26 protein-coding genes, 2 tRNA genes and 1 other RNA gene are annotated in these 22,489 nt (G+C 68.8%); 13 read left to right on the top strand and 16 right to left on the bottom strand.

Annotated features, from left to right (window positions below):
* Window positions 1–48: 48 nt before the first annotated feature.
* Complete coding sequence (locus tag AW271_RS30040; RefSeq protein WP_062340968.1) at window positions 49–996, bottom strand: LLM class F420-dependent oxidoreductase; 948 nt, start codon at window positions 994–996, stop codon at window positions 49–51.
* A gap of 1,534 nt (window positions 997–2,530) precedes the next feature.
* Here AW271_RS30040 and AW271_RS40220 point away from each other — a divergent pair.
* Window positions 2,531–2,704 (top strand): hypothetical protein, encoded by a 174-nt coding sequence (locus tag AW271_RS40220; protein WP_157554756.1) that lies wholly within the window; start codon window positions 2,531–2,533, stop codon window positions 2,702–2,704.
* On the opposite strand, the gene AW271_RS30030 is transcribed toward AW271_RS40220, so the two are convergent.
* Complete coding sequence (locus tag AW271_RS30030) at window positions 2,685–3,449, bottom strand: bestrophin-like domain (RefSeq protein ID WP_157554754.1); 765 nt, start codon at window positions 3,447–3,449, stop codon at window positions 2,685–2,687. The genes AW271_RS40220 and AW271_RS30030 overlap by 20 nt on opposite strands.
* Window positions 3,450–3,468: 19 nt before the next feature.
* Complete coding sequence (locus AW271_RS30025; protein ID WP_245653276.1) at window positions 3,469–4,089, bottom strand: TetR family transcriptional regulator; 621 nt, start codon at window positions 4,087–4,089, stop codon at window positions 3,469–3,471.
* A gap of 195 nt (window positions 4,090–4,284) precedes the next feature.
* Between AW271_RS30025 and AW271_RS41680 the strand changes: the two genes are divergently transcribed.
* Window positions 4,285–4,884 carry a hypothetical protein gene (locus AW271_RS41680; RefSeq protein ID WP_218008212.1) on the top strand — a complete coding sequence of 200 codons (600 nt, stop codon included), beginning with the start codon at window positions 4,285–4,287 and terminating at the stop codon, window positions 4,882–4,884.
* On the opposite strand, the gene AW271_RS30015 is transcribed toward AW271_RS41680, so the two are convergent.
* The 5 genes from AW271_RS30015 to AW271_RS29995 form a co-directional block, all read right to left on the bottom strand.
* Entirely contained in the window at window positions 4,881–5,954 is a 1,074-nt protein-coding gene (locus tag AW271_RS30015; protein WP_062340965.1) for an aspartate-semialdehyde dehydrogenase, read from the bottom strand. The two genes, AW271_RS41680 and AW271_RS30015, sit on opposite strands and share 4 nt — an antisense overlap.
* Window positions 5,951–7,225: an aspartate kinase gene (locus tag AW271_RS30010; protein WP_062340964.1), complete on the bottom strand. Its 1,275-nt coding sequence runs from the start codon at window positions 7,223–7,225 to the stop codon at window positions 5,951–5,953. Before AW271_RS30010 ends, AW271_RS30015 begins: the two co-directional genes overlap by 4 nt.
* Window positions 7,226–7,316: 91 nt before the next feature.
* Window positions 7,317–7,850: a DUF5063 domain-containing protein gene (locus AW271_RS30005; protein WP_062340963.1), complete on the bottom strand. Its 534-nt coding sequence runs from the start codon at window positions 7,848–7,850 to the stop codon at window positions 7,317–7,319.
* Window positions 7,843–8,442 (bottom strand): recombination mediator RecR, encoded by a 600-nt coding sequence (gene recR / locus AW271_RS30000; RefSeq protein WP_030452663.1) that lies wholly within the window; start codon window positions 8,440–8,442, stop codon window positions 7,843–7,845. The genes AW271_RS30005 and recR overlap by 8 nt, the downstream gene beginning before the upstream one ends.
* Window positions 8,443–8,444: 2 nt before the next feature.
* Window positions 8,445–8,777 (bottom strand): YbaB/EbfC family nucleoid-associated protein, encoded by a 333-nt coding sequence (locus AW271_RS29995; RefSeq protein WP_030452662.1) that lies wholly within the window; start codon window positions 8,775–8,777, stop codon window positions 8,445–8,447.
* 278 nt (window positions 8,778–9,055) lie between these two features.
* Between AW271_RS29995 and AW271_RS29990 the strand changes: the two genes are divergently transcribed.
* Both AW271_RS29990 and AW271_RS29985 read left to right on the top strand, forming a co-directional pair.
* Entirely contained in the window at window positions 9,056–10,390 is a 1,335-nt protein-coding gene (locus AW271_RS29990) for a helix-turn-helix domain-containing protein (protein ID WP_062340962.1), read from the top strand.
* Between the two features lie 12 nt (window positions 10,391–10,402).
* On the top strand, window positions 10,403–10,867 hold the full coding sequence (locus AW271_RS29985; protein ID WP_062340961.1) for a hypothetical protein: 465 nt from the start codon (window positions 10,403–10,405) through the stop codon (window positions 10,865–10,867).
* Here the strand turns inward: AW271_RS29985 and AW271_RS29980 are convergent.
* Window positions 10,864–13,314, bottom strand: a complete 2,451-nt coding sequence (locus AW271_RS29980) for a DNA polymerase III subunit gamma and tau (RefSeq protein ID WP_062340960.1) — start codon at window positions 13,312–13,314, stop codon at window positions 10,864–10,866. The two genes, AW271_RS29985 and AW271_RS29980, sit on opposite strands and share 4 nt — an antisense overlap.
* 31 nt (window positions 13,315–13,345) lie before the next feature.
* Window positions 13,346–13,443, bottom strand: an RNA gene (ffs, locus tag AW271_RS29975) — signal recognition particle sRNA small type.
* Between the two features lie 87 nt (window positions 13,444–13,530).
* Here ffs and AW271_RS29970 point away from each other — a divergent pair.
* The 3 genes from AW271_RS29970 to AW271_RS29960 all read left to right on the top strand — a co-directional run bounded on the left by AW271_RS29970 (window position 13,531) and on the right by AW271_RS29960 (window position 14,975).
* Window positions 13,531–13,619, top strand: a tRNA-Ser gene (locus AW271_RS29970).
* 174 nt (window positions 13,620–13,793) lie between these two features.
* On the top strand, window positions 13,794–14,651 hold the full coding sequence (gene ypfJ, locus AW271_RS29965) for a KPN_02809 family neutral zinc metallopeptidase (protein ID WP_062340959.1): 858 nt from the start codon (window positions 13,794–13,796) through the stop codon (window positions 14,649–14,651).
* Window positions 14,652–14,684: 33 nt separating this feature from the next.
* Window positions 14,685–14,975 carry a type II toxin-antitoxin system VapB family antitoxin gene (locus AW271_RS29960; RefSeq protein WP_030452656.1) on the top strand — a complete coding sequence of 97 codons (291 nt, stop codon included), beginning with the start codon at window positions 14,685–14,687 and terminating at the stop codon, window positions 14,973–14,975.
* A gap of 50 nt (window positions 14,976–15,025) precedes the next feature.
* Here AW271_RS29960 and AW271_RS29955 read toward each other — a convergent pair.
* From AW271_RS29955 to AW271_RS29940, 4 genes are all read right to left on the bottom strand, one after another.
* Window positions 15,026–15,113, bottom strand: a tRNA-Ser gene (locus AW271_RS29955).
* A gap of 24 nt (window positions 15,114–15,137) precedes the next feature.
* The gene (gene tadA, locus AW271_RS29950; protein WP_062340958.1) at window positions 15,138–15,572 is read right to left on the bottom strand and encodes a tRNA adenosine(34) deaminase TadA; all 435 of its coding nucleotides are present in this window, start codon (window positions 15,570–15,572) and stop codon (window positions 15,138–15,140) included.
* A gap of 21 nt (window positions 15,573–15,593) precedes the next feature.
* Window positions 15,594–16,076 carry a tRNA adenosine deaminase-associated protein gene (locus AW271_RS29945; protein ID WP_062340957.1) on the bottom strand — a complete coding sequence of 161 codons (483 nt, stop codon included), beginning with the start codon at window positions 16,074–16,076 and terminating at the stop codon, window positions 15,594–15,596.
* 18 nt (window positions 16,077–16,094) lie between these two features.
* Window positions 16,095–16,583: a tRNA adenosine deaminase-associated protein gene (locus AW271_RS29940; RefSeq protein WP_062340956.1), complete on the bottom strand. Its 489-nt coding sequence runs from the start codon at window positions 16,581–16,583 to the stop codon at window positions 16,095–16,097.
* Window positions 16,584–16,721: 138 nt separating this feature from the next.
* On the opposite strand from AW271_RS29940, the gene upp reads away from it, so the two are divergent.
* The 6 genes from upp to AW271_RS29915 all read left to right on the top strand — a co-directional run bounded on the left by upp (window position 16,722) and on the right by AW271_RS29915 (window position 20,682).
* Complete coding sequence (gene upp, locus AW271_RS29935; protein WP_062340955.1) at window positions 16,722–17,360, top strand: uracil phosphoribosyltransferase; 639 nt, start codon at window positions 16,722–16,724, stop codon at window positions 17,358–17,360.
* 95 nt (window positions 17,361–17,455) lie between these two features.
* Window positions 17,456–17,650, top strand: a complete 195-nt coding sequence (locus AW271_RS29930; RefSeq protein WP_062340954.1) for a three-helix bundle dimerization domain-containing protein — start codon at window positions 17,456–17,458, stop codon at window positions 17,648–17,650.
* Window positions 17,651–17,723: 73 nt separating this feature from the next.
* The gene (locus tag AW271_RS40935; protein ID WP_157519910.1) at window positions 17,724–17,891 is read left to right on the top strand and encodes a hypothetical protein; all 168 of its coding nucleotides are present in this window, start codon (window positions 17,724–17,726) and stop codon (window positions 17,889–17,891) included.
* Window positions 17,888–18,418 carry a PH domain-containing protein gene (locus AW271_RS29925; RefSeq protein WP_030452650.1) on the top strand — a complete coding sequence of 177 codons (531 nt, stop codon included), beginning with the start codon at window positions 17,888–17,890 and terminating at the stop codon, window positions 18,416–18,418. The genes AW271_RS40935 and AW271_RS29925 overlap by 4 nt, the downstream gene beginning before the upstream one ends.
* Before the next feature lie 145 nt (window positions 18,419–18,563).
* Window positions 18,564–19,892 carry a helix-turn-helix domain-containing protein gene (locus tag AW271_RS29920; RefSeq protein ID WP_062340953.1) on the top strand — a complete coding sequence of 443 codons (1,329 nt, stop codon included), beginning with the start codon at window positions 18,564–18,566 and terminating at the stop codon, window positions 19,890–19,892.
* A 103-nt stretch (window positions 19,893–19,995) separates the two neighbouring features.
* Window positions 19,996–20,682 (top strand): FadR/GntR family transcriptional regulator, encoded by a 687-nt coding sequence (locus AW271_RS29915; protein ID WP_062340952.1) that lies wholly within the window; start codon window positions 19,996–19,998, stop codon window positions 20,680–20,682.
* Here the strand turns inward: AW271_RS29915 and dnaN are convergent.
* Window positions 20,679–21,770 (bottom strand): DNA polymerase III subunit beta, encoded by a 1,092-nt coding sequence (dnaN, locus tag AW271_RS29910; protein WP_062340951.1) that lies wholly within the window; start codon window positions 21,768–21,770, stop codon window positions 20,679–20,681. The genes AW271_RS29915 and dnaN overlap by 4 nt on opposite strands.
* A 68-nt stretch (window positions 21,771–21,838) precedes the next feature.
* Window positions 21,839–22,486, bottom strand: coding sequence for a response regulator (locus tag AW271_RS29905; protein ID WP_062340950.1), 648 nt, complete (start codon window positions 22,484–22,486; stop codon window positions 21,839–21,841).
* Window positions 22,487–22,489: the final 3 nt, after the last annotated feature.

Genomic DNA, 22,489 nt, shown 5'->3' with positions numbered 1-22,489 from the left:
GCCCGGCCATTTGCCCCGATAACGGAGGACTTTGCGGCGTTGGTTCCGTTACTGCGGGGCCAGATTCCTAACCGTTTGGTCCATCGGCTGGTCACCGAGGTCAAGCGGTGCCAGAACCGGCGTGGAGAGGCCGTTCCGAACGTACTCGTTCACCCGCGCCCGGCACTGCTCCGCCGTGCCGTGGATGATCAGATCGTCGACCACCTCGTCGGGAATGGCCTTCAACGCCCCCGCCCGATCACCCGCCGCCCACGCCTCGTGCATCGGCCGCAGCACCTCACCCCGCCCGAGCCAGTCGTGGAACGCCGCGTACACCGGCACCGTGAGATAACCCGCGATCATCCGGCGCCCGACGGCCCTGACCCGATCGGCGTCGTCGCTCACGATGACGAAGAGCCGCGCGATCAGCTCGGTCTCGTCGCGGATCTCTCCCCGAACCTTCTGTACGTCACCCGGAGACAACCAGTTGGTGATCGCCCCATCGGCCTCGGCGGCGGCGAGCCGAAGCATGCGCGGCCGAAGCGCCGCCAGCACGATCTTCGGCGGCGTCTTCGGCGCCTGCTCCAGCTTGAACCCCTTGACGGCGAACGTCTCGTAGGTCTCGCTGACCTTCTCCCCGTTGAGCGCCGCCCGGAGGAACCGCAATGTGTCACGAGTGCGCGCGAACGGCTTCACGAACTCCCCGGCGTTCCACCGCTCGACGATCGCCGGCGACGACGCCCCGATCCCGAGCAGAAACCGCCCCGGCGCCCGATCGGCGACCGTCGCCGCCGTCATGGCCAGCAGCCCGGGCCCCCGAGTGGAGACCGGGACGATGGCCGTGCCGAGCCTCAACTCCGGAGCCCATTCGGCGGCCAGAGCCAGCGGCGTGAATCCGTCGTTCCCGTTGACCTCGGCCGACCAGGCGTCGGTGTAACCGAGGGAAGGCAACTCGGCGATCAGCTCCCGATCGAGACCGCTCCCCGCGAACGGGATGGTGATTCCCCAGCGCGCCACAGTGCCCTCCCGGCTCTTCGGTTTGAGGGCACGAGCATACCAACCGTTCGGTACGTCAGGTAAATGCCCTCTGACCTGCTAGAACGAAGAAATGGCAGATATCCCGGTGGAAGTGAGAACGTCCTGTCACGCGGAAGTGCGCGGCCCTTGGGCCGAGGTGACCTGCGAACGAAGCGAAACCATCCGGCTGCCCCGAGCGGTCCTGCCGCCGACCCGACCGCCGTCGACCAGGGATTCCCGGTGGGTCTGGCTCCCGGTGGTCCGCAAGCCGACGACTACGTTCCTGGCGGTTCCGGTGACGATTCCGGTGCTGGTCAGACCGCTCGCCTTGGTCCGGGTGCCGGCGAACACACTCGTGTACCTTCCTGCCACCTTGGCTCCTACGACTCTCCTGCCTGTCGTCATCCGGATCCCGCCTGCGAAGCCGCTGGCTATCAAGATCCCGATCGCCGTGTTCATGGCGCACCTCGTGGAGACAACCCCTGTGGAAAATGGCGCTGTGGACACGGGTGCTGTGGAAAACCACACCGGGGAAGCCCCCACTGGGGATATCCCCAGCGTGGATATCCCCAGCGTGGATATCCCCAGCGTGGACAGGCCAGCCGTGCACAAGCCACCTTTGGAGAAGCCTCTTCTGACCGGTCCAGTTGTGGACAGGCCCACCTTGAACAACCCCATGGTGAATAGGCCCGCCGCGAACAGGCCGCTTGTGGAAAAGCCCACCCCGCACAAGCCTGTTGTGGAAAAGCCCGGTGTGGACAAGCCTGCTGTGCACAAGTCAGCTGTGGATACCGCCCCGCTGGATAGGCCGCCTGTGGATACAGAGGCCACAGGTACAACTGCTGTGGATGTACCGGACGTGGATCGAAGTGCCGCACACAACCCAGTGGCGAACATCTCGAACACGACCTCATCCGCTGCGGCCACGCCGCCTGTGCATAAGCCAACTGCCCACAACCCCGCTGTGGACAAGCCGGCTGTGGACAGACCGGCTGTGGATACTGCGGAAGGAGCGTCCACCGAAGTTCCTGTGCAGAAGGCATCGCCCCAAGGCCAAGCCAGCGCGCCCGATCGCGCACCCAGCCACCCCATGAATCAAAAGGCGCTTGCCCAGCCCGTACAGGCAAAGGAACTGCAGGCCCCCAATAGGCCGAGCTCCGGGGAGTCCTCGAATCGCCCTGCGGAACCGGCGAATCCGCCTGCGCAGAACTCGTCCAGCGACAACCCACCCGCCGAAGCGCCGGCACCGGGCAACCCGACCGCTCCCGCGCCTGTCCCCGAACCCGCAACCAACCCAGCTGTTGGACCTCCGGCCGGAACTACCCACAAACCGGCTTCCAACCCTGCCGCCAAGCCCCCGCCCGCCCCTGCTCAGGATCCCGGCGCTAATCCCGCCGCGGATCCCGGTGCCGACCCGCCGGCCGGCCCTGCCGCCGACGCCGCCGAAGGTCCGGCGGCCAGTTCGGCATCGGACCCGGCTGCTCCGCCTGGCCCAGCCGTTCCCCCCGCCCAAGCGCCGGCACCCCCCGCGCCGGTGCAGATCAACTCCGTCCCGCTGGCCGACGGTGCGATCGCGCGGGCGCGGAAGCGGATCGGTCAGGCGGCGAGCACGCATCGCCCGACCGACCGACAGTCGGTCGTGGTCGTCCTCTTCACCGCCGTGATCGCCGTCGCGGCCGGAGGGGTGCTCAGGCGGCGCCGCCGCTAGGGAGCAGGCGGTCGATCTCGTCGAAACGGACCTGGGCCTCCTTGAGGGGCCCGGGGTCCACCGCGCCCTCGATCCCGTATGGCTGCGAGATCAGGTGGATCACCACGATCCCGGTCACCACCGTCGCGACCCGCACCACGTCGGCGATCACCGACGGCAGAGTCGGTCGGCGGCGCAGCGCCCACGGCAGGGCGATCACCAGCAACCCCGACACGACCATCGACACCATGAACACCGATTCGAGGCCCGACGTCGCGTTGTCAGCCCGGACCGTCCGCGCGTGCGACACCTCCGCCGCGCGCGCCAGCGCCTCCGCGCGCAGTTCGGAGTCGGTCGCGGGCAACTTCAGCATCGCCGTCCGCAGCGAGTCGAGCGTCACCCCGGTCCGCGCGTCGAGCGACGCCTCGCGCATGCGGGGCCAGTCGAGTTCCACGGTCTGGGTCGTGTACGCCCGCACCAAGTCCCGCACCTCAGCCGACTGCGGCAACGGGGCCACCGCCCAGTAGAGCTCGACCAGGCTCTCCGACTCGGCCCGCACGTCGGCCCCCGACGCCGAGATGGCGTCGCGGCACAGCACCACGGCGTAGGCCACGACCACCAGGAACACCGCCAGGGCCAGGTTGACCGCGAAGTCGATGGGCCCGGCGCCGCCCTCCTCGTCGGAACGTCCGCTGCGGCGCAGCCACGTCAGCACCGCGAACAGGGCCACCACGACAATCGCCACAAACCCGAAGACCCATACCATGTGACTGAGAGTAATCAGATCATTCCCGCAATTCGCGGACCACCTCGATGAAATCTCGTGTCACACCACGCAAACCCGGCAGGTAGGAAAGCGCGACCAAACGATCGACCAAGGGCACGCTGCGGTCGATGAGCCGATAGGTGCGTTCGCATCCGGGCGAGGTGTCGTGCACCCAGAAAAGCACCACTCCCATCGACAACAACCACAGGAGTTCGGGCAGTTCGGCCCGCAATTCCGGGTCCATTCGGTCGGCGCAGCCCTCGACCACCTCGCGATAGAGCGCCACCGAGGAATCGCGCGCCGGAGCCGATTCCGCGCTGAAAGGGCTCAGCGGATTGTCGGGCTCGGCCGCGTGCTTGAAGAATTTCACCGCGAACGCGTGGTAGGGCTCGGAAACCCGTACCCACGCGCCGAGCACGCCGTGCAGCCGGGGTGCGAAGGCCCTTTCCCGGGCGAGGATCTCCCGGCTGGCCGCCTCGTGGGCCGACTGGGCCTGGTCGTAGTAGGCCTGGATCAGCTGCTCTTTGGAGGCGAAGTAGTAATAGGCGCTGCCGACGGAAACCCCCGCCTCGGCCGCGATCGCGCGCATCGTCGTCGCGTCGTACCCCCGTTCGCGGAAAAGCCGCAGCGCGGTCTCCACGATGAGATCCCTGCTCGACCTGGGCACATCGGTCACTGTACGTCTCCAGCCCCCGTCAGGTCATGAACCCACCAGATGATGGCCGAGTTACCCCAAACACTCCGCCTCTCCGAGGGTGGCTCACCCCCGGGCGTGGGAGTTAAGCCATTGATCAAGCTCCCCCACCGCGCTACGGAGAGTAATGGGGGAAGTAGAATGACCCAACGCACGACCGGCTGGAGTGTCACCGGGTTGACCGTTCTCGCCTTGGTCACCCTCCCCGGCCAGACGGCCGCCGCCGACGCCCAACGCGCCAGACCGGAGCTGACCTTCCGCCCCGTCGAAGCGCCTCAGGGGGTGCGCACCGCATTCCGTACGGGAGTGCTGAAAGTCCGTTACTGGACCTGGCGCCGCGCGATGAACACCCGCCTTCACCACAACTACGCGATGAACCGAATACGGAAGGCGGGCCTCGGCTGGCGTTCGACCGGCAACTGCGTCGACAAGAACCGCCCGACGTGTACGTCGCTGCACACCGTCAGGCTCGGCACCCTGCTGAAGACGATCGAGCTGAAGCGCATGTCGGGCTGCCGGCTGATCGTGACGGGCGGCACCGAGACCGGGCACGCGGTCGGCACCTACAGCCACGGCAACGGCTGGAAGATCGATCTGGCTCCCAGCCGCTGCCTCGACCGCTACATCACCCGCAAGCTCGAACCGAACGGCAAACGCGGCGACGGCTCCCAGCTGTACGTCTCTCCCGAGCAGGACCTGTTCGCCCGGGAGAGCGACCACTGGGACATCCTGTTCCGCTAGGCGGTGTATTCGGTGGCGACGATCAGCTCGGCGATCTCGGCCGCGTTCAGGGCCGCGCCCTTGCGCAGGTTGTCGCCACACACGAACAGGTCGAGCGTGTTGGGGAAGTCGAGGGCCTGCCGCACCCGGCCGACGTAGGTCGGGTCGGTGCCCACGACGTCGATCGGCATCGGGTAGAGCCCGTTGGCCGGGTCGTCGACCAGCACGACGGTCGGCGCCGCCTCCAGGATCCGGTGGGCGTCGGCCACGGTGATCTCGCGCTCGAAGGTCGCGTGGACCGCGAGCGAGTGGGTGGTGATCACCGGCACGCGCACGCAGGTGGCGGAGACCTTCAGCTCGGGGATGCCGAGGATCTTGCGCGACTCGTTGCGCAGCTTGAGCTCCTCGGACGCCCAGCCGTCTTCCTTGAGCGAGCCCGCCCACGGCACGACGTTGAACGCGACCGGCGCCGGGAAGGTGTCGTCGCCGTCGCCGAGCTTGTTCTGCAGGACCTTGCGCACGTCACCGGCGGTGGTGCCGACGGTGCGGTCTCCGGCCAGGGCCTCGACCTCGTCGTACAGACGAGCGGAACCGGCGACCCCCGCGCCCGAGACGGCCTGGTAGGACGCCACGACGAGCTCCTTGAGCCCGAACTCCTCGTGGAGGGCGCCCATGGCGGCCATCATCGACAGGGTGGTGCAGTTGGGGGTCGAGACGATGCCCAGCGGCCGGTTGGCGGCGTCGCCCGGGTTGACCTCGGGGACCACCAGCGGGACCTGCGGGTTCATGCGGAAGGTGCCCGACTTGTCGATGACGGTCGCGCCACGCTCGGCCGCGATCGGCACCCAGGTGGCCGACACCTCGTCGGGCACGTCGAAGATCGCGATGTCGACGCCGTCGAAGACCTCGGGGGTCAGCGCCTGGACGACGACGTCCTCGCCGCGGACCTGGAGGACCTTGCCGGCCGAACGGGCCGAGGCGACCAGGCGGATCTCGCCGTAGACGTCGTCACGCCCGGAGATGATCTCGCGCATGACGGTGCCGACGGCGCCGGTCGCGCCGACGAGGGCGAGGGTGGGCTTGGTGCTCATCGGCCGGTTCCTCCGTAAACCACAGCTTCAACCTGGTCGGCGTCGAGATTGAACGCCGAGTGTGCGGCGTTGACCGCCGCGTCGACCTGGTCCTGGTCGACGATGACCGAGATGCGGATCTCCGAGGTGGAGATCATCCCGATGTTGACGCCCGCGTCGGCGAGCGCGCCGAAGAACTTGGCGGTGACGCCCGGGTGGGAGCGCATGCCCGCGCCGATCAGCGAGACCTTGCCGATCTGGTCGTCGAACAGGAGCGTCTCGAAGACCACCTGGTCCTGCATCTTCTTCAGGGCCGTGAGCGCCGTGGGGGCGTCGCTGGTCGGCAGCGTGAAGGAGATGTCGGTCCGGCCCGTCGCCGCCGCCGACACGTTCTGCACGATCATGTCGATGTTGATCTCGGCGTCGGCCAGCGTGCGGAAGATGGCGGCAGCCTCTCCGACCTTGTCGGGCACGCCGACAACGGTGATCTTGGCCTCGCTCCGGTCGTGTGCCACGCCGGAGATGATGGGCTGCTCCACTTCGGTTCCTTCGGTCGCGGGGTCGGAGGTGACCCAGGTGCCTTCCTTGGTGCTGAACGAGCTCCTGACGTGGATGGGGAGGTTGAACCTCCGCGCGTATTCCACGCAGCGCAGGTGCAGGATCTTCGCGCCGCACGCCGCCATCTCGAGGGTCTCCTCGTACGAGATGCGCGGGATCTTGCGCGCCTTCGCGGCGACCCGGGGGTCGGCGGTGAAGATGCCGTCGACGTCGGTGTAGATCTCGCACACGTCGGCCCCGAGGGCCGCGGCGAGGGCGACGGCGGTCGTGTCGGAACCACCGCGCCCGAGCGTCGTGATGTCCTTCGTGTCCTGCGAGACACCCTGGAACCCGGCCACGATCGCGATGTGGCCCTTGTCGAGGGCGTCGCGCAGGCGGCCGGGCGACACGTCGATGATGCGCGCCTTGCCGTGGATCGAGTCGGTGATCACACCGGCCTGCGACCCGGTGAAGCTGCGCGCCTCCTGACCCAGGTTGGCGATCGCCATCGCGAGCAGCGCCATCGAGATGCGCTCGCCCGAGGTCAGCAGCATGTCGAGCTCGCGGCCCGGAGGCAGCGGCGACACCTGCTGGGCGAGGTCGAGGAGCTCGTCGGTCGTGTCGCCCATCGCGGAGACGACGACCACGACCTCGTTGCCCGCCTTTTTCGTGGCGACGATCCGCTGCGCGACACGCTTGATGCTCGTGGCATCGGCGACGGACGAACCACCGTACTTCTGGACAACGAGCGCCACTGGATCTCTCCGAACGAATCAGGACGTGGAGTTCACAGTTTAGCTACGCACCCCAGAGGGCCAACTGAGTTAGCCCAGCATGTGGACAACCTCAGACCGCAGTGACCTCTTCTGCCACGTCGAGCCGCGTGTGGGCCACCAGCGCCTGCAGGGCCCGCAGGGCCGCGCCGGCGTGGTTGCCCCAGGTGTTGAAGTAGGAGTACTGCCACCACCAGATGGCCTCGAGCGGCCGGCCGGCCTTGTAGTGGCGCAGGCCGTGGATCAGGTCGGCCGCCACCGCCGTCAGGTCGTCGGAGAGCCGGTAGGGGGTCACCGTGGTGTCCTTGTAGGGGTCGAACACCTCGGCGTAGTCGTCGACGGGGCCCAGCCGGGCCGCCAGCGCCACCCGCAGCGGATCGATGTCGGGATCTTCGCTGAGGGCGGGCTCGACGTTGCCCTGCAGGATCACGTCGTGCACCGCGGCGAGCTGGGAACCGGCCAGGCTGACCTGGGCGACCTCCACGAGCAGCAGCGGGAGGATGGCGTTGCCGCCCTCGCCGCCCGCCAGCCTGGTCAGGCCGTCGAGGTAGTTCTGGGCGTGCCCGGCGACCCGGTCGGCCAGGTCCTTCCACTCGTCGTCAAACATCCAGCAGTCTCCGTCCTTCGAAAGCGCGGCCCAACGTGACCTCGTCGGCGTACTCCAAGTCGCCGCCGACGGGCAGACCGCTGGCCAGCCGAGTGACCTTTAAACCCATCGGTTTGACGAGCCGGGCCAGATAGGTGGCCGTGGCCTCGCCCTCGAGGTTGGGGTCGGTGGCGAGGATGAGCTCGGTCACCTCGCCGTCGGCGAGCCGGGTCATCAGCTCGCGGACCCGCAGATCGTCGGGACCGACCCCGTCGATGGGACTGATCGCGCCCCCCAGCACGTGGTAGCGCCCCCGGAACTCGCGCGTCTTCTCGATCGCCACGACGTCTTTCGACTCTTCGACCACGCAGATGACGTGGGGGTCGCGACGCTGGTCGCGGCAGATCCGGCACTCCTCCTCGGAGGCCACGTTGCCGCACACGCGGCAGAACCGCACCTTCTCCTTGACCTCGAGAAGGGCGTGGGCCAGCCGTTTGACGTCGGCCGGATCGGCCGACAGCAGGTGGAACGCGATGCGCTGCGCGCTCTTGGGACCGACGCCGGGCAGCAGGCCCAGCTCGTCGATCAGGTTCTGGACGACGCCTTCGTACATATTCAGAAACCTGGGAGCTGACCGAGGCCTTGCGACAGCGGGCCGAGCTTCTCCTGCTGGAGCTCGCCGGCGGCGCGGACGGCGTCGCGCACGGCCGCGATGACCAGATCGGCGACGGTCTCGGCCGTCTCGGCGGCGTCACCGGAGTCGATGACCTTCGGGCTGATCTTCAGTTCGAGCAGCTCGCCACTGCCGTTGACGGTCGCCACGACCAGGCCCCCGCCCGCGCTCCCCTGAACCTCGGCGTCGTTGAGCTCCTGCTGCGCCGAGACGAGCTGCTGCTGCATCAGCTGAGCCTGCTCCAGCAACTGCTGCAGGTTGACTTCTGGGTTCACAATCGTGCGCTCCTCAGCGACCGGCGACGTAGTTCGTCCCGACCGAGCCTACGGTGTTTGCCGCTCATCTGACACCGGAGCACCGAGCGTGTTCATTGGTGCGGCCCTGGCCGGGTCCCGGCCCCCCTCCAAGCGTCCGAGACCCGGCCTTACCGCCCCGGGTCGGCCGCGGCCCGGAGTGGCGGAACCAAACGTAGTCACCGGAACGTTGCATGCAGGTTGCGATCAATCGGTTACTCCTGGAGATTGTGGATCAGCATCCGGGAGGGTTGGGGCCTGTGAGATCACGCGAGACGATCATCTCGGCGTCATGGCGGCGTTCACTCGCCGCCGGGGTCGACCCCGGCGTCCTTGCGGCCCCACTGGTCTACGACCGCACCGACATCTCGGCCGCCCGCGCCGCCCATCCGCTGCGTGAGCTGATGCCCCTCCTCCGCCACACGCTGTTGCAGATCGCCGACGAGGCGGCCCACATCATGGTGGTCACCGACGCCGAGGGGAACATCCTCTGGCGCGACGGCCACCACGAGGTCCTCCGCCAGGGCGACCGCATCGGCCTGACCGACGGGTTCGCCTGGGCCGAGTCGGCCGTCGGCACCAACGGCATCGGCACCGCGCTGGCGGCCGGCGTCCCGACGAGCGTCTACGGCGAGCAGCACCACATCGAGGTCCTCCACGGCTGGTCGTGCGTCGGCGCCCCGATCGTCGACCCCGACACGGGCACGGTGCTGGGCTGCGTCGACATCAGCGGCATCGCCAGTTCCCTGCCCCCGGCCACGGTCGCCCTGGTCGGCGCGGCCGCCCAGCTCGCCGAGAGCCACCTCGCCCTGCGCATGCGGGAGAACGACGAGCGCATCCGCACCCGCCACGCCACCCGCTCGGGCCTGCTCGTCTCGTGCAGCGGCCGGGTCATCGCCGGAGGACGGTTCCAGGGGGAACGTGTTTCACTGCCGTCCGAGGGCGGCCGGGTCGTGCTGCCCGACGGCCGCGTGGGCGATCTGGAGTTCCTCGGCGACTCCTACCTGGTCGACTGCCGCCGCGGCGCCCCGCCCCCGCTGTCGCTGACCCTCCTCGGCGGCACCCCCTTCGCCGAATACAGCGGCCGGCGCGTGCCCCTCTCCCTGCGCCACGCCGAGATCCTGACCCTCCTGGCCACCCACCCGCGCGGCCTGACGGCCGAACAGCTCTCCTTCTTCCTGTACGGCGACGACGGCAACCCCGTGACCATCCGGGCGGAGATCCACCGGCTCCGCGCACAACTCCCTGGTGCCGTGGCCGCCAAGCCGTATCGCCTGGTCGGCGAGGTCGACACCGACCTCCAGACGGTCCGCAGGGCGTTGTCCACAGGCGACCTCGACACGGTCGTCAATCACTACCAGGGCCCGCTGCTGCCCCGGTCCGAGTCCTTCGAGATCCGCCGCGAAAGGAACGAACTGGAAGCCCGCGTGAGGTCCGAGATCCTGGGCAAGGGATCCGCGACGCACCTCTGGAGTTATGCACAGACCAGCGGAGGCCACGACGACGTCGCGATCCTGGAGCGCATCATGTCGATCGTCCCGGCGGACGACCACCGCCACGCGGCTGCGTCGGTCCGCCTCACCCACTCCTTCTAGGGAGAACCTTCGATGATCGGCACGCTCCTGATGGCCGGCCTCCTCATGCTGTCGGCGCCCGCCGGCGGCTCCGCTGGCCGCGACGGCGGCGTCCTCGACGGCTTCGCGATCACCCACGTCCCGGCGGCGGCCGGTTCCTCGGTGAGCGACTTCGAGTCCGAATGGGAAGACGTGACCTTCGCGACCCGCGTCTGGGAACGCGAGACACCCGACGGCCACCAGGCCGACCTCCGCGTCGCCGTGCTGCGCGGCGAGGCCCTGACCGACCTGCCGTCGTTGCGCGAGTTCCTGACCGAATACGACGAGCGCGAGGGCTGGAACCTGAAGGAGTTCTCGAAAGACGGCACCCCCGGCCTGGCGACCGAGACCGAGGCCTTCTGGCTCGACTCACCCGGGGTCGCGCTGACGGTACGCATCACCGAGAACCCGCTGACCGCCGACGACCTGATGGACGTCGTACGGGGGATCAGCGGCTAGGAGTGGTCGATCTCCTGGATGACCCGGCCGCCCAGTTCCTTCTGGAGCAGCGCCAGGCCCGATAGGCCGTCGGTGTCGACGTCGGCGTCGTTGTCGGGGTCGACGTCGTCCACCTCCGACTTCTTCGCCCGCGACGGCACCGCGTCGGGCCAGGCCTGCCGGGCGGGCGCGGTGGTTTCCGCCTTCCGGGGCGCCGCCGCTCTGGGCGGCGGGGCCTCGTAGTCGGCCTGCGGAGCCGGACGCTCGAACTCGTCGGTCGGCGCGTCGGGCCACGACTCGTCGGTGGCGGCCTTCTCGGGCTGCTTGCGCGCCGGGGCGGCCTCCCGGGCAGGAGGGGGGGTCGGCGCCGGCTGGGCGGCCGGAGCCTGCTGCACCGGCTGCGCGGGCTGGACCGGCGGGGCCGGCGGCGGAGACGGCTGGGCCGGACGCGCGGCCTGCCCGCCCCCGGTGCCGCCCACGACGACGTCGACCCGCCAGCGCCCCCCGAGCACATCGCCGAGAGCCGCGGCGACGACCTCGTCGCGCTTGCCCTTCAGGAAGCCCTGAACGTCGCCCGGCTTCTCGAACCCGACCGTCACCACGTTGCCCTCGGCCCCGAGGAGGCGCCCCTGGGCGTTGAGGATCATCCAGGCGACCCGCTGCCGGTTCTTGACCGCCTCCAGCACCTGCGGCCACACCTGCGCCACAGCACCCGCCCCGGCGGTCGCCTGCGGGGCCTGCGGAGCCTCGGCCTGCGGCGGCGAGGAGGGAACGTCAGCGGGCCGGCCACCGGAACCGGGCTTGACGGCCGCGGGCCAGTCGTCGGCCGGGGGAGCGGCGGCCTGAGCCGAGGGTCCGCCCGAACCGGGCTTGACCGTCTCGGGCCACTCGTCGGCGGCCTGCGAGCCACCTGCGGCCGCTCGGGGTTGTCCGTTGACCTGCCCTGCCCCGGGCTGGGCCTCGGACGAGCCGACCTGACCGTGCGATGCCCCAGTCGGCTGAGCCGAGCCATGGTCCTGCTGCGCGCCAGGCCGGCCTTGATGAGCCTCCTGCTGCGACGCGTGGCCCAGGTCAGCGCCAGAGTGCGGCGCCTGGGCCGGGTTGGTGGCGTTTTGTGGAGCCGCCTGGTTCTGGTGAGCGCCGGGCTGCGAAGCCTGCGCCCCAGACGGCGCGGTCTGCCCCTGATACGTCCCTGCCGGCGGCGTCTGACCTTGATACACCCCCGCCTGCGAAGCCTGGCCATGATGGCCGGTGCCGCCGTGGGCCGCCGACGGCCCGGCCGCATAGCTCACCGCCGCCGGATGGCCCGCGACCCCGTCACGCTCCAGCCGCTCCAAGCGGGTCAGCATCGCCGCCTCGCCGCCCTCGGCCGCCGGCAGCAGGATGCGGGCGCACATCAGCTCCAGGAGAAGCCGGGGCGACGCCGCCCCCCGCATCTCCGTCAGCCCCGCGTTGAAGATCTCCCCCGCCCGCGTCAGCTCGGCGGGCCCCATCGCGGCCGCCTGCCCCTGCAGGCGCTCCAGCTCGTCGGCGGGCCGGTCGAGCAGGCCGTTGGCCGCCGCCTCGGGCACGTTCGCCAGGATCACCAGGTCGCGGAACCGCTCCAGCAGGTCGGTCGCGAAGCGGCGCGGGTCGTGACCACCCTCGATCACCCGGTTGACCGCCTGGAACACCTGCCCGCCGTCACGCCGCGCGAAGGCGCCGACGATCTCGTCGAGCAGGTCGCCGTCGGTGTAACCGAGCAGGGACACCGCCCGCGCGTAGGTGATCCCGTTCTCGTCGGCGCCGGCCAGAAGCTGGTCGAGGATCGACAACGAGTCGCGGGCCGAGCCGGCCCCCGCGCGGACCACCAGAGGCAGCGCGGCAGGCTCGTAGGGCACCGACTCCGACGCGAGGATCTCCTCCATCAACGCCTTCAGCGTCGCCGGAGGCATCAGCCGGAACGGGTAGTGGTGGGTGCGCGACTTGATCGTCCCGATGACTTTCTCGGGCTCGGTCGTCGCGAAGACGAACTTCAGGTGGGGAGGAGGCTCCTCGACGAGTTTCAGCAGCGCGTTGAAACCCTCGCGGGTCACCATGTGCGCCTCGTCGATGATGTAGATCTTGAACCGCGCCGACACGGGCGCGAAGAAGGCACGTTCGCGCAGGTCACGCGCGTCGTCGACACCACCGTGAGAAGCGGCGTCGATCTCGATCACGTCGAGGTGCCCGGGCCCGGTAGGGGCCAGCGCGACACACGACTCACACACGCCACAGGGATCGGGCGTCGGCCCCTGCTCGCAGTTGAGGCTCCGGGCGAGGATCCGCGCGCTCGACGTCTTGCCGCACCCGCGAGGACCGCTGAAGAGGTAGGCATGGTTCACGCGCCCGCTTCTGAGGGCCTGGCGGAGCGGGTCGGTGACGTGCTCCTGCCCTTTGACCTCTGCAAACGTCCCAGGACGGTATTTGCGGTAGAGCGCGAGACTCATGAACGGTCTCCTCGGGGAGAGCAGAACCGGAAGCAAAGAACCCCCCGCACACCCGCCAGAGCCCGCTTATCCTTGCTGCCTTCCGGCCCTGGGGAGGTTCACAGGATGACGCCGCGCGAGGGGTCCGAGGACAGTCTAGCCGCCAGCCGAACCACCTGTGCCCAGCCCTCCGAATGGAAGGACGGCGCATGCGCCAAGTCATGTAAACTTCTCGGCGGAGGATTCGCCTAGTTGGCCTAGGGCGCACGATTGGAAATCGTGTTTCGGGAAACCGATCAGGGGTTCAAATCCCCTATCCTCCGCCACCAGAAGGAGCAGGTCACAACCGACCTGCTCCTTCTTCTTTCTCCGTTACGGCTCCGCCCGGCCGGCACCGCCCACCGCCCTCGGCTGATCACCGCACCCGGCGCCAACCGGCCGCGCTCACCAGGGCCGCGACGGCCCGCATGATCGGCCGCCAAGAGGGCAGTAGCGCGCCCATGGATTTCGATGACCAAGCGCAACTCGACTCGTCTCAGGTCGAGAACCGTGGCCGGGGCGGGATCCCCGGTGGCGGGCTTGCGATCGGCGGTGGCGCGGCCGGCATCATCGCGTTGATCGTCGCCCTCGTCTTCGGCATCAACCCCGGTGACATCACCGGTGGGGGAGGCGCGGAGAACCCCGGCGTCCAGCCGTCAAGTGATCTCGGTGCGAAGTGCAAGACCGGCGCGGACGCCGACCAGGACGAGCAGTGCCGGGTCGTCGGCGTCGTCAACAGCCTGCAGGACTACTGGGCCACGCAGGTCGACGGTTACCAGAAGGCCAAGACGGCGCTCTTCGAGCAGGGCGTGCAGACCGAGTGCGGCGCGGCCGACTCGGCCGTGGGGCCCTTCTACTGCCCGGTCGACCGGTACGTCTATCTGGACCTGAGCTTCTTCAACCAACTGGAATCCCAACTGGGCGCGGCGAACACCCCGTTCGCCCAGTCGTATGTGATCGCCCACGAGTACGGCCACCACGTCCAGAACCTCACCGGCACCCTGGAGCAGAGCGGCGGCGAGGGGGCCGACAGCGGGTCGGTCCGGGTGGAGCTCCAGGCCGACTGCTACGCGGGCGTCTGGGCCAAGAACGCCGTCGACACCGGCTTCTTCGCCAACGCGTTCACCGACAAGGACATCCAGGAGGCGCTCGACGCCGCCGCGGCGGTCGGCGACGACTCCATCCAGAAGAAGAGCGGCGGTCAGGTGAACCCCGACGCGTTCACCCACGGCACCTCGGAGCAGCGGGTCACCTGGTTCACGAACGGCTACAAATCAGGGGATCCCGCACGATGTGACACGTTCTCCGGGTCGATCTGACCCTGGCCACCTTCGTCTCATAAACTACATAGCGTGATCTTTAAGTTGGTCGGCGACGAACGCCCTTATCCCGAGCACGGTCTCGGACATCGCGAGTGGGCGCAGATTCCGCCCCGCCAGGTCAGACTGGACGCGCTCATCACCACCAAGGCCAACCTCGACCTGCACTCGCTGCTGGCCAAGGACTCCACCTTCTACGGCGACCTCTTCCCACACGTCGTGCAGTGGGAGGGCGAGCTCTACCTGGAAGACGGGCTCCACCGGGCCCTGCGCGCGGCGCTGCACCAGCGCTCGGTGCTGCACGCGCGGGTGCTCGAACTCTGAGACGGAAACAAAAGACCCGGTGTGATGATCACACCGGGTCTTCGTATGCGTGGCGGTGGTGGTGGGATTTGAACCCACGGTAGGTTGCCCTACACGCGCTTTCGAGGCGCGCTCCATCGGCCACTAGGAGACACCACCGCAGAGCAGCTTACCGGAGAATGGTCACTGCTCGCGCCTCGCGGCGAAGAAGGCCGAAAGCAACCCAGAACATTCCTCTTCGCGGACGCCCATGACCACCTCGGGCCGATGGTTGAGCCGCCGGTCGCGCACCACGTCCCACAACGACCCGACGGCGCCGCCCTTCTCGTCGACGGCCCCGTAGACGATCCGGTCGACCCTGGACAACACGGCGGCCCCGGCGCACATCGTGCAGGGCTCCAGCGTCACGACGAGGGTGCACCCGGTCAGCCGCCATTCCCCCAGCGCCGCGGCCGCGGCCCGGAGCGCCAGGATCTCGGCGTGCGCGGTCGGATCGCCGGACGACTCCCGCGCGTTCGAGGCCCGCGCCAGCACCCGGTCGCCGGACACGACGACGGCGCCCACGGGCACCTCACCCCGCTGCGAAGCCTCCACGGCTTCGGCGAGGGCCAGGCCCATCACCTGGTCGTACAGAGAAGATCACCTGAGCCGGTCGAGCTCTTCGCCGAAGGCCAGGCGCTCGGCGACGACCGACAGGACGTCGGCGGGCAGCATGCCCTCCTCGACGCTCAGCTCCAGCAGTTCCTCGGCGCGCAGCCCGAAGTCGGCCAGCAGCTCGAAGTCGCCGCCGGGGCGGACCCCGAGGTCGGGCGTCTCCTTGTCGACCGCGATGCCGGCCAGCTCGGCGAACAACTCGCCGAGCGGGTCGGTCGCCCCGGCCTGGGCGTCGGACAGGAACACCCGGGGGTCGAGGTCGCCCTCGTAGCGCACGAGGGCGAACCACTCGTCTTCGACCTCGACGCAGAGCAGCACGAGCTCCTCACCCGACAGGGCGAGGGCCTCGCTCACGGCGTCGCCGACGTCGTCGGCGATCTCGGCCTCGGACAGGTCGACCTCGGCCCCCGACCATCGGCCGTTGGTGCGCAGGAAAGCGGCGGCGAAGAGATTGGTTCGCGTGGGCATGGCGAGGTCCCGAGGTTTTTAGCCGATGATGGCGTCGACGGCGCGTTCGAAGGGGTCGCGGAATCCGAGTCGGGCGGCGATGCTGAACAGCACCTCGTCGGGGTAGAGGTCGCGGTCGCCCGACAGGGCCCCCAGCTCCATCTCGTCGAGGCCGAGGTCGGCGAAGACCGACAGGTCGCCCGCGGGCAACACGCTGTCGAGCTCCTCCTCCTCGGGCACCGGGACGTCGATGAAGTCGAGCACCTGCCGCGCCAGCGGCCACTCCCACGACGCGGTGATGTCTGACAGGAAGACGCTCACCCGCTCGCCGAAGACCCGTAATGCCACGAAGAAGTCATCCCCAACGGCGACCAGGCCAATCGTTCCGGCGTTGCTGGGCTGCTGGCGCAGCGCCTGGAGCAGGCCCCGGAGGTCAGAGGTGAGCGCCACCGGGAGCATTTCGGCTTCCCACTGGTCGTCTTCGCGGTAGACCACGATGGCGAAGTCAAGTACGTCTTCGTCTGTCATCTGATCTCCACCGACGCGGTCATCACGGCCGTAATGGTTTCAGACGCGCGACACCCCCGTCCGGTTGTCGCGCAAATTGTGATCAAAACCGCCGGGCGGGTTCGGATGTCTGTTCCGGTTGACGGTACCTTTTGTCCCATGGAGACCCATGTCGTTGACCACCCGCTCGTGTCGCACAAGCTCACGACCCTTCGTGACGTGCGGACCGACTCGCCGACCTTCCGGCGGCTGGCCGACGAACTGGTGACCCTCCTCGCCTACGAGGCGACCCGGGACGTGCGCGTCACCGAGGTGACCGTGGAGACGCCGCTCACTCCCACTCAGGGTGTACGTCTGTCTCGTCCCACACCTTTGGTAGTGCCGATCCTGCGGGCGGGCCTCGGCATGCTCGACGGGATGATGCGGCTGCTCCCCACGGCCGAGGTCGGCTTCCTCGGCATGATCCGCAACGAGCAGACCCTCGAAGCCTCCACCTACGCCACCCGGCTGCCCGACGACCTGTCGGGCCGGCAGTGCTTCGTGCTCGACCCGATGCTCGCGACCGGCGGCACCCTGGCCGCCGCGATCCAGTTCCTCTTCGCCCGGGGCGCCGTCGACGTGACCGCGCTCTGTCTCCTGGCCGCCCCGGAGGGCATCGCCCACCTCGACGCGGTCTTCAAGGACTCCGGCCACCCCATCAAGCTCGTCACCGCGGGCCTCGACGAGCGGCTCAACGACCAGGGCTACATCCTCCCCGGCCTCGGCGACGCCGGAGACCGGCTCTACGGTGTCGCCTGATTAGTTACACTTGGTGACTGCTCGGGTACGTACAGTAGTGACGACGTCTCTTTAGCGTCACTCGGTGTTACGTGGGGCGCGCACCAGGGAGAGCCATGAGTCAGTATGAGCAGGTCGAGGCCATGCTCCGTGACGAGTTCGCCGGAATTCACCCGGCCTCCACTGTCACGCGCTGTATTCAGGCCGCCCACCATGGGGCCGTGGAAGTGACGGGTCACGCCTATCCCGGGCTGGTGGAGCGCATCGCGCGCCGGCACCTCCAGGTTCTCGCTACCGCGACGGAGTCATAGCGAGGCCGGTAGTTCCGGCTTTAAGCGCTTTACCGAACCAGGTGCCTGGGTAATCTATGACTCAGTGGGAGTGGTGACCGCAGTGCAGGTCAAGAAGATTCTCAAGTGGGGAGCTGTTGCTCTGGTGGCTTTCTACCTGTTGTCGCGGCCGCATGACGCCGCCGACACCGTGACCGGCGCGGTCACCGGGGTCGTCAACGGCGCCAACTCAGTCGCCCAATTCTTCGCGCGACTGTCATGAGACTAGTCACCCACGGGGACTCCGCCCCGTCCTCCGTCAACCGCTACTTACTTCCCCACGAGCATCAGGTCATCATGGTTCGCCGCCATCCGGCCGTGCTGCTCCGACCGGTCGCCGAGATCTTCGGCGGCCTGATCATCGCCGGGCTCGCCAGCCAGTGGCTCGGCCCCGCAAGCGGCGGCCAGGCCCTTGTCATCATCTGGTGGGCCTGGCTCCTGCTGCTGATCCGCTTCGTGTGGAAGGTGGCGGAGTGGTCGGTCGACTACTTCGTCGTCACCTCTCAGCGCATGATGCTGGCCACCGGGCTGATCACCCGCAAGGTGGCCATGATGCCCCTCGGCAAGGTCACCGACATGAGCTTCCAGCGTGACCTCATGGGCAGGATTCTCGGCTACGGGGAATTCGTCATGGAATCGGCCGGTCAAGACCAGGCGTTGCGGACGGTCCCTTACATTCCGTATCCCGAGACGCTATACCTCGAGGTCTGCCAGATGATCTTCCCGAACAAGGACGACTCGGACGACTAACGTCCGTTATGCCGCTTTCCAGCGAGGATTCCCGAGGCGCGAACATAGTTCGCCCTCGGGATTCTTGACGGGAGGGTTACCCGATTCGACAGCTTCGTGCCATCATGGCGGGACCATTGACCAATCCCCTGCCCTGAGAGAACAGATGCCGAGTCAGGGAACCATAGGCGACCGCGTCCGAGCGCTGCGACTGAGCAGGCGCATGTCCCAGGCCCAGCTCGCTGGGCCCGATCTGTCCGACAGCTACGTCTCTCTCATCGAATCGGGGAAGCGAACGCCGACGCCCGTCGTCGCCCGCCTTCTCGCCGAGCGACTCGGCTGCACGACGGAGTTCCTCCTTCATGGAATAGAGCCGCGTCAGCGGATCGACACCGAGCTTGGCCTCCGGCACGCCGAACTCGAGCTGCACCACGGCGACCCGGCCATGGCGGCCGACCGATTCAGCGACATCGTCAAGGCGGCCGGCGAGGACAACGCCATGCTCGCCGCCCACGCCCGTCTCGGCCGGGCCCGCGCGCTTGAGGCGCAGGGCCGCATCGGCCGGGCCGTCGAGGCTTACGAACGACTGCGGCGGGAGGCCGGCGCCCACCCCGAGCGCCTGGCCGCACTGCCCCTGACCGTCGCCCTCTGCCGGTGTTACCACCGGGCCGGCGACCTCGCCCGCGCCCGCGACCTGGGTGCACACGCGTTGAGCCGCGTCGAGGCGCTCGGGGTGACCCAGGGCGAACTCGCCGTGGAACTCGCCGCGGCGCTCGCCGAGACCGAGACCGGACTTCCGTTCGTCGACCGCGTCCTTGTGGCCAATGGGCTGCCGCAGGTCGAAGACCGAACGACCGAGATCCTCGCGCTCTGGCAGGCCAGCGTGACCGCCGCAGAAGGGGAGGACTCGGCGCTCGCGGTGCAGCTCGCGGAGGACGCGATCGCGGCCGGTCGGCCGTCGCGCATGGCGGTCCGGATGGCCCGCATCGCGATGACCTGGGCGAAGATCACAGCCACCCACCCCGAAGACGCCGATCTGGACCGCGCCAACGCCCTCGCGGCGTCCGCCGGTTCGGTGCTGGGCGCCTTCCCGGCCGAACACCTCGACCATGCGCGCAGCCTGATCGTGATGTCGTCGGTGCGGCTGCGCTCGGGTGACACCGAAGGCGCCGCCGAACTGGCCAACCGCGCTCTCGACCAGTTGGTCGGCATCCGGGGCACGATTCCCGCGACTGCCTACCTCGTACTGGCGGAAGTCCATTTGGCACGGTCCCAAAGCGCGACCGCCGAGCTGCGCAAGGCGCAGGACCTGCTCTCCGCGACCGGGCCCGCGCCCGACCGCGAGGCGGCCCGCACCTGGCGTGAACTGGGCGATCTGTGGGGTCAGGCCGGATCTCGCGAAGACCAGTCGAAGGCATACCGCAGAGCGCTCGAAGCGGTGGGCGTGCACGCGAACATGCCCGGCATCGTCACACCTGCGGTACTGACGCGATAAGCCTCCCAGAGCTTCGGATTTGTGTCCGAAGCTCTGGAATAATTAGGGTCGACCAGTCATTGACTCATGGGATGACTGGTTTCCCCTTAGGAGGCGGACTGTTGTGAGTCTGCGTACGGCGCAGCGGGCGTCTCTCGTGGACCAGGTGATCGACCAGCTCAAAGAGCAGATCACTTCGGGCTCGTGGAAGCTGAACGCCAAGATCCCGACCGAGACCGTATTGGCCGAGCAGCTCGGCGTGGGGCGTAACACGGTTCGTGAAGCCGTGCGGGCGCTGACCCACGCAGGGCTGCTCGACTGCCGTCAGGGCGACGGCACGTATGTCAGGGCCATCAGTGAGCTGTCCGGCGCGATGGCGCGGCGGCTGCGGGCGGCCGAGCAGCTGGAGATCCTCGAAGTCAGGCGGGCCCTTGAGGTCGAGGCGGCCCGGCTGGCGGCGACCCGGCGCAGTGACGCCGACATCGTCAACATCCAGGCGGCGCTGACCCGGCGCGAGCAGGCCTGGGCCTCCGGCGACGTCGACGCGTTCGTCGAGGCCGACCTGGCCTTCCACGTCGCGGTCGTGCAGGCCACCCACAACCGGGTGCTGATCGACCTCTACGTCGACTTCTCCGCGGCGCTGCGCACCAGCATCGCGGCGGCCGGCGGGTCGCTGGAGCAGAACTACATCCCCCACGACGGCATTCTGCGCGCGATCGCCTCGGGCGACGCCACGGCGGCCGAGCACGCGGGGCACGCGTGCATGGAGCACATCCTGATCGCCCTCACCGAGACGGGCGAGCTCGACTAGTTGATCCGCAACGACATCACGAGGTAGCGGAAGGCGGGGTCGTCGCCCGCGTCGGTGATCAGCGCCGGGCGGGTGGGCGAGTCGAGGTGGATCACCGCCTGCTCGGTCTCGACCCCGGCCAGCCCTTCGAGCAGGAAGTGCGGCTGGAAGGCGATGAGGATGTCGTCGCCGTCGAGGTCGGCCTGCATCGCCTCGGCGCCCCGGCCGATCTCGTCGCCCGCGGCCTGGATCAGCACCTGGCCCTGGGAGAACGACAGACGTACGGCCGAATGGGCCCCGGCGACCAGGGCCACGCGGCGGATCGCCTCGAGGAACGGCTGGACGCTGACCGTGGCCTTGATGCCCCAGTTCCCGTCGAGCCTCGACCGGTAGTCGATGAACTGCTCGTCGAGCAGCCGGACCGTCGTCGACTTGCCGGCGCTTTCGAAGCCGGCCACGTTGCCGCCGAGGCAGACGCTCACCTCGCCGACGCGCAACGACTTGGCGACGTCGACCAGGACCTTCGCCGGGATCATCGCGCCGTGGGACGTGCCTTCGGTCTCGGGGTGCCAGAGGAAGTCGCGGGCGGCGATGCGGTAGCGGTCGGTCGCCGCCATCGTCATGTTGACGCCGTCGGTGTCGACCCTGATCGCGGTCAGCATCGGCAGCGTGTTGTCGCGGCTGGCGGCCACGGCGACCTGGGCCACGGCCGAGGCGAACAACGCGCCGCCGACCGCGCCGACCTTGGCCGGCATCGGCGGCAGGGTGGGGAAGTCGTCGGCCGGCATGGTCAGCAGCCCGAACTCGGCGCTGCCGCAGGTCAGCACCGCTTCGTTGCCGCTGGTGGTGATGTCGACCACGTCACCGGGCAGGCTGCGGACGATCTCGGCGAGCACCCGGCCGGGCAGCAGCACCTGGCCCGGCTCGGCGACCGCGGCGTCGACGTCGGCCCTGGCCGACACGTCGTAGTCGAAAGCGGAGATGCGCAGGTCGCCGGAGGCGTCGAGGAGCAGGCCCGTCAGCACCGGCAGCGCCGGACGGGTCGGCAGGATGCGGGCGCACCAGCCCACGGCCTCAGCCAGCACATCGCGGTTGACCTGGACTTTCACCGTTGACCTCCGACCTCACCACTGGCAGTGACGACACGCTACCCATCACTACCGACAAAACCCGACCATCACCGCCCGTTCAAATACGCCAGAACGGCCAATACCCGCCGATTGTCGTCGTCACTCGGGGCCAGATCGAGTTTGCCGAAGATGCTGGCCGTGTGTTTGCCCACGGCGCTCTCGCTGAGGAACAGGCGCTGGCCGATCGCGGCGTTCGAGCGTCCTTCGGCCATCAGCTCCAAGACCTCGCGTTCGCGTGGGGTGAGGCGGGCGATCGGCTCGTTGCGGGCGTTGCTGACCATGAGCTTGGCGATCACGTCGGGGTCCATCGCGGTGCCGCCGCCGGCCACCCGCCGCACCGCGTCGATGAACTGCTCGGTGTTGAAGACACGGTCTTTCAGCAGGTAGCCGATGCCGCCGGTGCCGTCGGCGAGCAGTTCGCGGGCGTAGAGTTGCTGGACGTGCTGCGAGAGCACCAGCACCGGTAATCCGGGGACCTGTTTGCGGGCGGCCAGCGCGGCCTGCAGCCCTTCGTCGGTGAAGGTGGGCGGCAGCCGTACATCGACGACGGCGACGTCGGGGCGGTGGGTGACCAGGGCCGTCAGGAGTTCGGGGCCTGATTCGACCGCGGCGACCACGTCGAACTCATGGGCGCGGAGCAGGTGGACGAGGCCCTCGCGGAGCAGGTGGAGGTCTTCGGCGAGTACGACCTTCATGAT

Source organism: Herbidospora sakaeratensis (assembly GCF_001570525.1).
In the GTDB taxonomy this organism is placed as follows: Bacteria; Actinomycetota; Actinomycetes; order Streptosporangiales; family Streptosporangiaceae; genus Herbidospora; species Herbidospora sakaeratensis.
This window is presented reverse-complemented; position numbering and strand designations above follow the sequence as displayed.

What these genes read in the sequence shown, in the direction of transcription:
- AW271_RS30005 (WP_062340963.1), bottom strand. Translation starts at nt 7,850, where the DNA reads ATGTTTGACGACGAGTGGAAGGACCTGGCCGACCGGGTCGCCGGGCAC.
- AW271_RS29920 (WP_062340953.1), top strand. Translation starts at nt 18,564, where the DNA reads ATGCCGAGTCAGGGAACCATAGGCGACCGCGTCCGAGCGCTGCGACTG.
- AW271_RS30015 (WP_062340965.1), bottom strand. Translation starts at nt 5,954, where the DNA reads ATGAGCACCAAGCCCACCCTCGCCCTCGTCGGCGCGACCGGCGCCGTC.
- AW271_RS29925 (WP_030452650.1), top strand. Translation starts at nt 17,888, where the DNA reads ATGAGACTAGTCACCCACGGGGACTCCGCCCCGTCCTCCGTCAACCGC.
- AW271_RS29980 (WP_062340960.1), bottom strand. Translation starts at nt 13,314, where the DNA reads ATGAGTCTCGCGCTCTACCGCAAATACCGTCCTGGGACGTTTGCAGAG.
- AW271_RS29945 (WP_062340957.1), bottom strand. Translation starts at nt 16,076, where the DNA reads ATGCCCACGCGAACCAATCTCTTCGCCGCCGCTTTCCTGCGCACCAAC.
- AW271_RS29905 (WP_062340950.1), bottom strand. Translation starts at nt 22,486, where the DNA reads ATGAAGGTCGTACTCGCCGAAGACCTCCACCTGCTCCGCGAGGGCCTC.
- tadA (WP_062340958.1), bottom strand. Translation starts at nt 15,572, where the DNA reads ATGGGCCTGGCCCTCGCCGAAGCCGTGGAGGCTTCGCAGCGGGGTGAG.
- recR (WP_030452663.1), bottom strand. Translation starts at nt 8,442, where the DNA reads ATGTACGAAGGCGTCGTCCAGAACCTGATCGACGAGCTGGGCCTGCTG.
- AW271_RS29985 (WP_062340961.1), top strand. Translation starts at nt 10,403, where the DNA reads ATGATCGGCACGCTCCTGATGGCCGGCCTCCTCATGCTGTCGGCGCCC.
- AW271_RS41680 (WP_218008212.1), top strand. Translation starts at nt 4,285, where the DNA reads ATGACCCAACGCACGACCGGCTGGAGTGTCACCGGGTTGACCGTTCTC.
- AW271_RS30030 (WP_157554754.1), bottom strand. Translation starts at nt 3,449, where the DNA reads ATGGTATGGGTCTTCGGGTTTGTGGCGATTGTCGTGGTGGCCCTGTTC.
- AW271_RS29930 (WP_062340954.1), top strand. Translation starts at nt 17,456, where the DNA reads ATGAGTCAGTATGAGCAGGTCGAGGCCATGCTCCGTGACGAGTTCGCC.
- upp (WP_062340955.1), top strand. Translation starts at nt 16,722, where the DNA reads ATGGAGACCCATGTCGTTGACCACCCGCTCGTGTCGCACAAGCTCACG.
- AW271_RS29940 (WP_062340956.1), bottom strand. Translation starts at nt 16,583, where the DNA reads ATGACAGACGAAGACGTACTTGACTTCGCCATCGTGGTCTACCGCGAA.
- ypfJ (WP_062340959.1), top strand. Translation starts at nt 13,794, where the DNA reads ATGGATTTCGATGACCAAGCGCAACTCGACTCGTCTCAGGTCGAGAAC.